Origin of the sequence: Nostoc sp. TCL240-02, from assembly GCF_013343235.1 — a bacterium.
Taxonomy (GTDB): domain Bacteria; phylum Cyanobacteriota; class Cyanobacteriia; order Cyanobacteriales; family Nostocaceae; genus Nostoc.
Genome location: NZ_CP040094.1, coordinates 3,882,629 through 3,895,126, shown reverse-complemented (window position 1 = coordinate 3,895,126; position 12,498 = coordinate 3,882,629). Strand labels below are relative to the sequence as shown.

The following is a 12,498-nucleotide window of genomic DNA, read 5'->3' as shown; positions in this document are numbered from 1 at the left end:
GTAAATTTTTTTCATTCAGAGCCACAAGCGATCGCACCACCACAACATCTTACTGTTATTCACCTTTTTCCTGAAGGAGCGATCGCCAATCTTCAATCGCCTTTTCTGTCCACAGCCAATTTTTAGCTAATTTATCAACCTGGAAATTTACTGAATCAGAGTTGAGAACCATTTGCCGCAACTTGATCGCTTCATTAAGATACTGTGTCTGCTTACCACTAGATTGACTAAGTGCAGATTTATACAGTCCAAGAGCTAAACCAGCATAAGAAGTTAAAGCATCTTCAGGAACTGCTGTCTTTGAATCTGTATTTTGTTCTTTGAGAGCTAAATTCAAAGCCTTGAACCAAGAGTCATTGGCTCGATTTAGATTGCCTTCTGCGTAGTAGGCAAATCCTAAAGCGTTATTATACAAAAGCGATTCTGGTTTAGCTTTGGCAGCAGTTTCCCAGTAACGGCGGGCATCATCGACGCTATAGTTATTGTCTCCAGTCCCGATAGACTGCCAAGCTAATCGTCCCTTATAAAAATTAACAGATGGATCGTCAACTTGCTTATTTGGAACAAGTTTAAGGGCAGTTTCCGCCGCAGCGAGTGCGCCACGATTGAGTAATTCTTCTACAGCCAACAATCCACCTTGTAAATCTCCCTGACTCAATTTTTGCGTAGCGCTAGTGGTGACAATTCCAGTGGCTGCTGTTTCTAAATCGATATTTTGCTGTTTTTGGATAGGTAAAGAATCGGTGGAAATTGCTGGGATGTTTGGCAGAGTTGCCACCTGGGATCGATTTTGCCACCACCAATTTAAAGCGATCGCAGCTACTAAGGCACTGATTCCTACAATACCCACAATTGGCCACAACTTGCGGCGTTGGGTACGATGTCTTGGTGAGGGTGATTGTGATGCCTGGGTTGGGCTATGCCTACGCGAAAACTCAGAATTTTGCTGGTTTCCTTGAAATTTACCAGTAATTGGAGGGGGCGGTGCCGGGATTTCTCCCCACAAATCTCCTTCTTCTTCTGGAGAAGTCATCTCTTCTGAAATCTGGCTTTGCTGAAAATTATTTTCTAGAATTTGTTGATCCGGTTCAGTTGTAGCTTTTTGGTTATCTAGCTGACGAAACAAATCCGAAACTATCGCAGAATCTTCTTCATAACTTGGGTCATCATACTCAATTTCATCAACAAGATCGCCCCAAGTATCCTCACCCAGCCAGTCTAACCCAGAAGAGTCACGCGCCAAACCAGCAGGAATCATTTCTTCCATTCCTAAAGGCATATCGCTATCATCTGCGATCGCAGAGTACATTGTGGAAGTTATTCCTAAAGGTGAACTATACTGATCCCGCAAGTCTGTATTTTCGGATACCTCAATTTCTTCACTGAGAAAACCGTCAGATTCTGGCTGGAGATATAAAATTGGTAATGCCCAGTACATCTGGTGAGAACCATAAGCAGAAATTAATCCTTGGCGTACCCGACTAACGCACAAATCTACTGGATATCCCTGACTCAAGTTGCGGTAAAACAATTGTGTGAGTGTCAATGCCACTTCATCAGGAATGCGTTCTGACATAGCCAAAACGCTTCTAATTCCGCGTTTCACCAGACTTTCTGCCAGATTACGTTCACCCGTATCTCCAGAAGGATCAGATGCAGCTGTGTACGCCCCCAAGCAGGAATTAAACACTGCCATTTGAATATTATTGTTGACGAGCAGACCTGCCAGGTCGTCTCCACTCAAGATTTCCGTTAAGCCAGTTCTGCGACTAACAAGATAAATTTCTCCGCCATTGCCGCCTAAGTTACTATGACCAGAGTAGTGGAGAACTTGGTATCTGCCTTGTTCTAGGGCTTGCGTCAGTTCTTCGCGTCCTGGTTGGTCTAAGACAGTGAGTTCAATTTCTGGGAACCGATTGTTACCTTCAGCAAGTCGTGATGTTTGACGGTGAAGTTCCGCTTGCAATTTAATCGCTTCCTGTTTCTGTAAGTCAAGACGGGCTTGATCTGAGGGAGAAGCAATTACCATCAATACTTTCACACTACCTTGTTCTCGTGTTATGAAAGTATTGCGCGATCGCAAAGGAGAACCCCCCAAAATGCCACTTTGGAAGCGAGAAAAAGCCACATAAGGCCCAGTAGCCAGAGGGCGATCGCCTGCGTGCATCACTTCCCAAGGTAGACGAGCTAACCTAGTGTCCTTTAGCCCCAAGCGTAAGCGTAGTACTTGCTGGTGATTCTGGGCGATACCTTGGGCGGTAATCCAACTATCTCTGAGAGTGCCTTGAAACAAGGCGTTATAAAATTGTTGACCCAACGCCACCAAGTTAACAGAGTTCCTGGCGATATTGCTTTCGTGCCCACCAGAGGTAAATGGATCTCCCTGCAACACCGACTTCAACGGGTCATTCATCAAATGCCCAGCAGCTATTAACCAATCAGCTACAGGCCAAGTCACCAATTCTTCTGCCAATGGTACCCCAGGCGCGACTTGTTCCGTCCGCACCAAGTAGTCATTTTGCCCTACTGGGGTTACGGAAATGTGAAATTCCTGGGTCACAACTTCTCCTGTCTGCCTCCTAAATCTGGTTTGAAACGCGAAAGTTTCAAGTCGATTTGCTCCCTCTGATAACTTAGATGTATCCCACCCCTGAATGTTTCTGATTCGGTGTTGTTTTGCTTTTTCTGCCTTTACAACTTTATCCGGATCGGATTACTTGGATCTAGAACACTTAATTGGTAGATGCACCTTGATCTTCAACTCCCCTAGTTGGCTAACACCTACTAGGGGTTTTTTTCAATTTTGGCAAACAACAGCAACTTTTAACGCAGATATTCTTTACCAAAAAATAGTGCTTAATCCTAGAATACTTGATTACTAGATAGATGTCCCTTGATTTTTAACTCCCCTAATTCAGTTAATATCTACTAGAGTTTCGTTGACACGCTTTTCTAATAAATTTATCCGGAGCATGGTGGCTAAACCTAGAACACTTAATTGGTAGATGCACCCTGATAACTAGCTCCCCTGGTTGGCTAACACCCACTGGGGGTTTTTTTATGAAGGAATTTAGCAGCAATCATTTCTGACGCATCAAATTTTTAAGGCAATGCACTGGTTATTTAATTGGTAGATTCACCCTGATAACTAGCTCCCCTAGTTGGCTAACACCCATCGAGGATTTTCTCTGGTGAGCGTCAATTTATCCGGCAGATTGCTCTTTAAGAATCTCTTTTAATCCTGATATAGGCTAGCACCTTCTGAATTTGCGCCAGTAGCCCTATGAGTATCATTTACAGATCAACGAGATTCTGAAAGACTTTAGCTTCACTTGAAACCAATATCTGATAACTAACTCCTCTGGTTGCTTAACAACTTTGAGGTTTTTTTCTGGTGAGCAAACAACAATAACTTCAACCTCTGCTATTTTATCCGGTAGCTACCCATTTACTTTAGAAAAGATGATCAATAGATGCACCCTGATAACTCACTCCCCTGGTTGGCTAACACCCACTGGGGGCTTTTTTCTAGTTAAGTAGGCGTGGCCCTTCCTAGACATGGCCGTCAACCCTGATTTCTGCCATTTTCCCCGGAAGATACTCGCTGCCCCTAGAAAACATTAATGGTAGATGCACCCTGATAATTAACTCCCCTAGTAGATTAACATCATCTGGGGGTTTTTTATTTTAAAAATAATTAGCCTTTGTCCAAATTTATCCGGAATATGGTGTTAAACCTAAGAACATTTAATTGGTAGATGCACCCTGATAACTAACTCCCCTGATTGGCTAACGCTCATCGGGGGTTTTTTATTTTAAAAAATAACTAGCCTTTGTCCAAATTTATCCGGAATATGGTGTTAAACCTAAGAACATTTAATTGGTAGATGCACCCTGATAACTAACTCCCCTGATTGGCTAACGCTCATCGGGGGTTTTTTGTGTAGACACGTAGCGGCTTGTCTTAAGATACTGCTCTACCATTTTCTGCTGATGTAACTAGAATGCACCACCACTCTTGTTGTTACTGCTCATAGGATATAGCATAACTTGCTCACTCAATTCCTGAATTCCTTTCTTTTTATTGTCAGCTAAAGATGCCACATCAAAATGATTGCTATGATATTTAATCATATTCTTAATTTTTTTTCTATATTTTGGCGTTTAATTATTTTGTCTGCCAGCAATCACTGCTTTCAGCTTCCGAATCAGAGCTTCCTTGCCAACTACATTTATATCTTTCTTGTTTCCATGTTCAACCTGGGAATGCAGTCCTGAAGGATCTTCTTCCCAAAAAACATAGAAGTAAGGACGCAAGAAAAGATACTGGATAAGGGTTTTAGCTTTAAGTTGACACCAATAACCAGCTATATGGTAATATTTCATGGCATTATGCTAAAAAACTTTGCTTAGAATCAAAGAGTCGCCAACCCATGAGTTTAGCTGTAATTAAGTTCTCTTCAGAAGAGTGCGGCATCTGCCATAAAATGTCTTTTTACGACAAAAAGGTGGCTGAAGAACTGGGTTTAGAATTTATTGATGTGAAAATGCAGGATACGACTGCTTACCGCAAGTATCGCAAGATTTTATTAACTCAGTATCCCGATAAATCAGAAATGGGATGGCCTACTTACATCATCTGCAATTCTCCAGAAGGGGAATTTCAGATTGTGGGTGAAGTAAAAGGAGGTCATCCCAAAGGGGAATTTAGAAGCCGTCTGCAAGAGGTTCTGGATTCTACAGGTAATCAGAACTAAATTACTTCAAAAGATTTGACCTCTAGGACAGGGCCAATCATGGCAATAGTCATGATATCTTCACGCACCTGTCCTTTTACTTTTGCTTTTTGTCCGGCTTTGAGTAAGCTTTTGTCAGCTCCTTTAAGGATTTCGTAAGTAACGCCCTCTTCTGTAACCAACGCCCATGCGCCTGTGCCTATATCACGGCGTTCGATTGTACCTGTAAGTGTAATGCTCATAAACAGTGCTGAGTTGTGAGTGCTGTTAGCGATAGCGGGGCGTTTAGCCCGTGCTGAGTGGGAGAGTCGGCAGTAGGGAGTTAAGAGTTAAGAGTTAAGAGTTAGGAGTTATTAAGAATTCTTTCCCATGCCCAATTCCCAATTCCCAATTCCCAATTCCCTATTTATGCGATCTTTTCTTCGTTTTTCAATGCTAAACGAGCCAGTCCATAGCAGATTAGGGCATTAACGATGAGGAAGAGGCGTGATATGTTGCCACTTCCCAAACCCCAAACAGCTGGATCTAAAAATGCACTTACTGTCAAGCAGGCTGCTATACCTAATGTTGAACCAATGGCAAACCATTTCCAACTAGGATTTCCCAGCAGCAATGCCATTAACAAAATGGGAATCAGTACACTGGCAAATAGGGGATTCAACGCATCAGTTCCCTGGAGGGTATTACCTAGTTCGGGAATTGAACTGCCCAAAATCCGGAAAGGCCATTGGGGAAGATCAAAAATATAGATTCCCTTGAGGAAGAATAAGCCGGAACTGCCAGCGATTAGTCCACTAGATAAAGACCAACTCCAAGAGAAGGGGAAGTAAACCCGTAAAAACCAAGCCAGTAGATAAGAGCCAACTACCATTAAAATCTTGGGTAATAGTGCCACTGCACCACCATCAATCCAAAAGCCAGGGTTAAGATAGCCGTTATCGCGTAACCACCGAAAGAAATCTGGAAAACTGATTTGTCCTCCAAAAGCTAGTCTGACTGCTGCTTCTGCATTGAGTTGTCCAGCGCCATAATAGTTCAAACCATCATCTTGGATAACTCGCGCTGACTGCTTGAGGACTTTTAAAACTTCATCTGGTTCTTTGATACCAGCAGCTTTAATTAATGCTGCAACGCCTGCAACGTGGGGAGAAGCCATGCTTGTACCCTGGAAGCCAAGAAATACTCCTTCGCCATTTTCGTCGATAGTTTCTTGGAGAATCTTACCAGCTTCACTACCACCAGGAGCCGAGATATCTACCCCAGCACCAAAGTTAGAATAAGGCGCTCTTTCGCCATCTGGGCCAATTGCCGAAACGCCGATTACATAAGGATATCGGGCTGGATAGCTTGCGCCATTGGTATTTTCATTCCCGGCTGCGGCAATGATAACTACACCTTTTCTATGGGCATACTCGATCGCTTCTTTCATCAACTTGCTTTCACCGCCACCACCCAAGCTCATATTAATCACATCTGCGCCTTTATCAGCAGCAAATTTAATCGCTTCGGCAATATCGGCAACTGTACCGCCGCCATAAGAACTGAGTACCTTTAAGGGCATCAGACTGGCTTCATAAGCAATTCCGGCTACGCCATATTTGTTATTTGTGGCTTGAGCAATAGTTCCGGCAACATGGGTACCGTGGCCGTTATCGTCTTTGGCTTCTTCTCGGTCGTTAACAAAATCATAGCCTTTGACGAATTTTGTTTCATATAAGTCGCGCACCTTAGTAATCCCGGTGTCAATTACCGCAACTGTAATGCCACTGCCTTTGGTTTGGCTCCACGCACCTTCTATGCCGATTTTGTGCAAGTTCCACTGCTTGCTGTAATATTGGTCATTGGGGCCAGTTAATGATGGGCTTGTCTCATCATCATTTTCTTGGGGTCTCAAAAATTCTCCTAACCAAGCTTTTTCACCTGGTTGTGGAATCTTTGTATATATGTAATTTGGCTCAATGAATTCTGTAGCTTGGGCAAACTGAGATTTTTTCAGTTCTTGGAGTCGCTGGCGATCGCCTTTGACAATATACACATGATCTTTTTCTGAAAACTTGTTGTCTAATTGGGGTGTAACGTTGTATTGTTTGGCGATCGCTTGGAGATTCTGTTGTACCACATCTGATGGAATATCTTCCCGAAAATCAAGCAAAATCGTCTCAAACTCTCCTTTAACTGCCATTCCCTGGAAATTCAGGAAACCAAATATGGCAGCTCCCAGCCCAATGACAAACAAGCACAATAATATAAGCTTTCTCATATTAACTCATCACCGCTTTTTGCCAGTTTTCTCACTACCATAACTTATCTCCATCCTTTGTTGGTGGATTTTGCACTTTTAGTTACAAGTCTCACTTCATTACTCAGGACTTTTTGAAACGATGGAACGTGGTCTTTTGTGGTTGCCGTTATTAGTAATGTTTTTCTGGTTGGCTTGGCAAGGCTCGAAGGAGTATCAAAAAGTTGAAGCCTATCGCGCTTGGGCAGAACAATTTGAACGGGCTAAGTACGATATTTATGCTGTATTAGGTCAAAAAGACAATAATCTCACTTGGGGAAAACCCACACCTCAAGGGCCTATTAAACTAGAAACATTCTCTTTGCTTGATATTAAGCAAATCAACTTTCTCGTAGATGATAAATCAGTAGATGTGAATAACATACCGCTGAAAGGGCGTTCTATAGAGCTAGAATTTCTCTTTTGCGAATCTAATAAATCGGTGCGTGTTCCATTTACCGAAATCCCTTTGGCGGCGGAATGGGGAAAGTTTTTACAAGTGCTATTACAAGACTTGCGAACAGAACCAAACAAGTAGTTATATTGAAGCTACAAGTTCTCGATTATACGGCTGTTTCTGTACAGAAAGTTAGATCGTGTAAACGACATAGCCTGCAATTCTGAAATACTCACAAAAGTTGTTTTTTGAATTATTAATTCTTACTCTAAATTATTCAATAAAAAATATGCATCTGGGTAGATGAAAAGTAAGTCAAGGGGTAGCATAAAATACAAAGATATAGATGATTAAACCGTAAGGAATACGGAACTTTACTACGCTAGATAGATGCGGTTAGAGAACACTAAATGTTAAAGGTTAACCGCTTGCGGCTGCAAGATATATTCAAAATCCCGAGAAATTCACTTGTGGCAAAAGTCGCAAGTGTAATACCCATCTTGGTTGGTAGCTTGGTGCTAATTGGCTGGTGGCTGGGAATTGAAGTTCTCAAGCGCGGCTTCCCTGGTAGTCCCGCCACGATGAAAGTCAATACAGCGTTGTGTTTTGTGCTGTCTGGTTTATCATTTTTGCTGTTTTTAAAGGCAGAAAATCAAGGGAAAAGAACAATTCAAAACTACCCTGACTCTTCGACCTTTCAACTTCTCAACTTCCCTACTCTGGTAATTTCAAGGGTCTGTGCAATAGCTGTCACCACAATTGCTGCACTTACACTGTGTGAATATCTGTTCGGCTGGAATCTGGGCATTGACGAGGTGCTGTTCCTTGATTCGCCAACTAGTATGACGACATTTTATCCGGGGCGAATGGGGGTAAATACAGCATTCAACTTTATACTAGTCAGCGTTGCCCTACAGATTCTGATTAATCCTAAAAACCACCGTAGTTATTGGTCTGCTCAGATTATCGCTCTGATCGCTACTTTAATTTCCTTTCAGGCACTCATGGGCTATGCCTACAAAGTGAAAGTTCTTTACGGACTTGCCCCTTATACAACATCGATGGCTTTACATACAGCGGTGTTGTTCATTTTGCTAAGTATAGGTATTCTGTGGGCGCGGGCAGAACAGGGGTTAATGAGGGTAGTTACAAGTGATACTTATGGTGGCTTACTGGCACGTCGTTTATTGGTTGCCGCGATCGCAGTACCTTTTATATTAGGGTGGGTAATTGTTGAAGGTCAACGCGCAGGACAATACGATCCGGCTTTTGCAGTATCGGTGTTTGCGATCATCTTAATTGTCATTTTTACTATTTTGATTTGGCAAAGTGCCAGGGTTATTGAACGCCTTAGCCATCAACGCGATCTTGCTCAGGAAGCACTAAGAACCTACCAGGATAAACTGGGGAGTTTCGTAGATTCTAACGTTATTGGTATTCTGTTTGGCGATGTGTATGGCGGTATCCAGGAGGCAAACGACGAATTTCTCAGGATGATTGGTTATACCCAGGAAGATTTGTCAGAGGGTAGGTTAAGTTGGAGCAATATCACACCACCAGAGTATCTATACTTGGATCTGCGAGGTGTCGCTGAAGCACAAGGAAACACTAACGCTACTTGTACGCCCTACGAGAAAGAATATATTCGCAAGGATGGTAGCCGCATCCCAGTTTTAGTTGGTTACGTGTTGTTAGGAGAAAAACGGGAAGAGTCAGTAGCATTTATCCTCGACTTGAGCGAACGTAAGCTTGCAGAAGCAGAGCAACAAAAATTAGTATCGCTGGTAGAAAATAGCTCTGACTTTATTGGCATCGCCACCCTTGAGGGTCAATTACTCTATATAAATGATGCAGGTCAAAAACTGGTAGGACTTGCTAGCCTTGATGAAGTGAGGCAAAAAGTAGTATTAGATTACTTCATGCCCAAAGACAAAACCTATTTTCAAAAATATATACTGCCGACTGTACTATCAGAAGGGCGCTGGCAGGGAGAATTCTGCTTTCGGCATCTCCAAACAGGAAAACCAATACCAGTTGATTACAATATCTTCACTGTTACAGACAACAACACAGGTCAGCCAATTGCCTTAGCAACTGTGACTCGTAACATCAGCGAACAAAAACAAGCTAAAGAAAAAATCTTACAACTAAACAAGGATCTACAGCGCCGCATTACTGAGTTACAAACTTTGTTAGAGGTAATTCCCATTGGAATTGGCATTGCCGAAGATCCACTATGCCAAAATATCAAGGTAAACCCTGCTTTTGCCAAGCAGTTGGGGATATCGTCAACTACAAATGCCTCTCTCAGTGTTCCTAATGATGAAAAATCCACAAGCTTTAAAATCTACCGAGAGGGAAGGGAACTGTCAGAAGAGGAACTGCCAATGCAATACTCTGCTGCTCATGGTGTCGAAGTTGTGGATTGTGAACTTGAAGTAGTCCATGAAAATGGCAAAATTGTCAACCTGTTGGAGTATGTTGCACCTCTGTTTGATGAAGAGGGTAAAACTAGAGGAAGCGTTGGTGCATTTTTAGATATTACGGAGCGCAAGCAGGCAGAAGAAATACTTCTAAATCAGCAAAAATGGCTGGAGGATGTATTAAATCTGATGCCAAGACCCTTGCTTTTTATCGAACCAGGAACGGCGCGGGTAACTTTTGCCAATCGCTCTGCTAATGAATTAGCTGGGGGCAAATTTCCTAAAGGTGTACCAGCTGAAGATTATCATACAGTTTACCACTATACAGATGCAGCTGGTGATCGCATTCCCAATGAACAAATGCCAGGAGTGCGGGTTGCACTTGGTGAACGTCTCAATGGATTAGAAGTAGATTGGCACACTCCCTCTGGTGTGCGCTCTCTACTGATATTTGCTGATACCTTGCCAGCGATGCACGGTCATCCGGCTACCTGTATCTTAGTGTTCCAAGAGATTAGCAACCTCAAACAGGCAGAAAAAGCACTCTCGTTAGGTTACAAAAGACTAAAGCTACTATTTGACACAGCCAACGATTTACTCTCAAGCCAAGAACCATTACTATTAATCGATAGCGTCTACCGAAAACTAAGAGAGCAAATTGGAATAGAAGTTTATTTGAACTATTTGGTTGAGGATAACTCTCAAGTAATGCAGTTAGGGTCTTACAGTGGTATTTCCCAAGAAGTGGCCAAGGAAATCGAGTCGTTGGGATTGGGTGAAGCGGTTTGCGGTACTGTAGCCCAAGAATGTTGTGCAATAGCTTTAGAAAATGTGCAGCAATCAACTGATCCAAAAACAGAATTGATTCGTTCTTTAGGTATTACTGCTTATTATAGTTATCCGTTGATTGCCCAAGGGCGGTTGTTAGGTACTCTTTCTTTTGGCAGCCGCACTCGGTTAAGCTTTACCGAGAATCAAAAGGGGATGATGCAAGCAGTATGTGACCAAATAGCGATCGCAATGGAACGTGCTAGTTTAATTGCTTCTTTGCAAAAACAAACTGAGCAGTTGCAAGAGGCGAACCGCATGAAAGATGAATTTCTGGGAATATTGTCTCACGAATTGCGATCGCCCCTCAATGCAATTTTGGGCTGGGCACAACTCCTGCAACGAAGCAAGCTGAGTGAAAGCCAAATGGCTAAGGCTACGGAGACAATTGAGCGTAATGCCAAAGCGCAAACCCAGCTAATTGAAGACTTACTAGATATATCGCGGATGATTAGAGGCAAGTTACGCCTCAATGTCCGTACTTGTAATTTGGTTCCGATGATTGAGTCGAGCCTAAAGACTGTTAGCCTAGCCGCCCAATCTAAGGAAATCGATTTAAAATTTTCCATCATTCCCTCAAAAGAGACACGAAATGCGTCACCGAGGATACTCCCCGTGGCAACAATCGCGCCAGATTCCGATTTGAGATTAGAAATCAATCACGAAAATCTAGAATCAAGAGAAGCACAATCCCAAAGCAATCAACGTTCAAAAGACAGCACGATTGGCGAAAATTCCCAATTCCTAGTTTCCGGTGATTTCGAGCGTTTGCAACAAATAATCTGGAATCTGTTATCTAATGCCATCAAATTTACACCCACAGGTGGACAGGTAGAGTTGCAATTGTCAGTGGTAACTAGCGAAGAAAAACAACACATAACAGAGAAATATGCCCAAATTCAGGTGATTGACACAGGCATTGGTATTAGCCCTGATTTTCTCCCTTACGTCTTTGATCGCTTTCGTCAAGCTGATAGTTCTAACACTAGATCATACGGTGGATTAGGACTAGGATTAGCGATCGTGCGTCATTTAGTCGAATTACATGGTGGTACTGTTCACGTAGATAGTCCAGGTAAAGAGCAAGGAGCAACGTTTATAGTCAAGTTGCCACTTTTGAAAAGTCATCTATTTACAGTCTCGCAGCCTCTCCCCGTTCCCTGTTCTCCTCTTCACTTCGTCTCCCTCCTTGGTGTGCGGGTAGTGGTTGTAGATGACCAAACCGATAGTCGTGAATTTATCACCACAGTTCTTGAACAGTGCCAAGCCGAAGTTAAAGCAGTAGCATCAGTTCAAGAAGCATTGCAGGTAATTGCACAATGGAAACCAGATGTTTTAGTTAGTGACATTGGTATGCCCAATGAGGATGGTTACTCTTTGATCCGCAAACTGCGATCGCAACCACCAGAACAAGGAGGAAATATTCCCGCAGCAGCATTGACAGCTTATGCTAGGGCAGAAGATCGGATGCGAGCTATACAAGAAGGTTATCAGCTACATTTACCCAAACCTATTGAAGCGGCTGAGTTAGCTACAGTAGTAGCTAGCCTTGTTGGACGGACTTAGAAGGAATTAGGCAGGAGATAGAAACATTTCTATATCTGATTTGATTTTGAGTCATGCATTTTGTACCTCACTGACTTGGAAACTTAAGTATTTGGCTAATGCTCATGTATAGTGTTGTTTTTTATGTTGTTCTTAAATTGATCCAAAAATGAATTTTTAGATCAATTTAACGTTATTCCTATCGATATACTGTAGTTTGCACCACGACTGAGCATTCAAGTAAAGTCAATGAGTTCGCCATAGGGATTATCTCCGTCTATTACCCTACCC

The 12,498-nt window shown here is 42.6% G+C and carries 7 protein-coding genes; 3 read left to right on the top strand and 4 right to left on the bottom strand.

The features are described from left to right. Positions 1–55 precede the first annotated feature (55 nt). Both hetF and FBB35_RS16630 read right to left on the bottom strand, forming a co-directional pair. Positions 56–2,560 carry a cell division protein HetF gene (hetF, locus tag FBB35_RS16635; protein WP_174710576.1) on the bottom strand — a complete coding sequence of 835 codons (2,505 nt, stop codon included), beginning with the start codon at positions 2,558–2,560 and terminating at the stop codon, positions 56–58. A 1,604-nt stretch (positions 2,561–4,164) separates the two neighbouring features. Next, entirely contained in the window at positions 4,165–4,386 is a 222-nt protein-coding gene (locus FBB35_RS16630; RefSeq protein ID WP_174710575.1) for a hypothetical protein, read from the bottom strand. A 47-nt stretch (positions 4,387–4,433) separates the two neighbouring features. On the opposite strand from FBB35_RS16630, the gene FBB35_RS16625 reads away from it, so the two are divergent. After that, the gene (locus tag FBB35_RS16625; protein WP_012409925.1) at positions 4,434–4,757 is read left to right on the top strand and encodes a hypothetical protein; all 324 of its coding nucleotides are present in this window, start codon (positions 4,434–4,436) and stop codon (positions 4,755–4,757) included. Here the strand turns inward: FBB35_RS16625 and FBB35_RS16620 are convergent. Both FBB35_RS16620 and FBB35_RS16615 read right to left on the bottom strand, forming a co-directional pair. Further along, entirely contained in the window at positions 4,754–4,978 is a 225-nt protein-coding gene (locus FBB35_RS16620; RefSeq protein WP_114082657.1) for a hypothetical protein, read from the bottom strand. The two genes, FBB35_RS16625 and FBB35_RS16620, sit on opposite strands and share 4 nt — an antisense overlap. Before the next feature lie 164 nt (positions 4,979–5,142). Beyond that, positions 5,143–6,996 (bottom strand): S8 family peptidase, encoded by a 1,854-nt coding sequence (locus tag FBB35_RS16615; RefSeq protein WP_174710574.1) that lies wholly within the window; start codon positions 6,994–6,996, stop codon positions 5,143–5,145. A gap of 121 nt (positions 6,997–7,117) precedes the next feature. Between FBB35_RS16615 and FBB35_RS16610 the strand changes: the two genes are divergently transcribed. Beyond that, the gene (locus FBB35_RS16610) at positions 7,118–7,552 is read left to right on the top strand and encodes a hypothetical protein (protein ID WP_174710573.1); all 435 of its coding nucleotides are present in this window, start codon (positions 7,118–7,120) and stop codon (positions 7,550–7,552) included. Between the two features lie 269 nt (positions 7,553–7,821). Next, a complete protein-coding gene (locus FBB35_RS16605) occupies positions 7,822–12,228 on the top strand; it encodes a PAS domain S-box protein (RefSeq protein WP_174710572.1) in 4,407 nt (1,468 codons plus the stop codon). Positions 12,229–12,498: the final 270 nt, after the last annotated feature.

What these genes read in the sequence shown, in the direction of transcription:
- FBB35_RS16610 (WP_174710573.1), top strand. Translation starts at nt 7,118, where the DNA reads ATGGAACGTGGTCTTTTGTGGTTGCCGTTATTAGTAATGTTTTTCTGG.
- FBB35_RS16615 (WP_174710574.1), bottom strand. Translation starts at nt 6,996, where the DNA reads ATGAGAAAGCTTATATTATTGTGCTTGTTTGTCATTGGGCTGGGAGCT.
- FBB35_RS16620 (WP_114082657.1), bottom strand. Translation starts at nt 4,978, where the DNA reads ATGAGCATTACACTTACAGGTACAATCGAACGCCGTGATATAGGCACA.
- FBB35_RS16605 (WP_174710572.1), top strand. Translation starts at nt 7,822, where the DNA reads ATGTTAAAGGTTAACCGCTTGCGGCTGCAAGATATATTCAAAATCCCG.
- FBB35_RS16625 (WP_012409925.1), top strand. Translation starts at nt 4,434, where the DNA reads ATGAGTTTAGCTGTAATTAAGTTCTCTTCAGAAGAGTGCGGCATCTGC.
- FBB35_RS16630 (WP_174710575.1), bottom strand. Translation starts at nt 4,386, where the DNA reads ATGAAATATTACCATATAGCTGGTTATTGGTGTCAACTTAAAGCTAAA.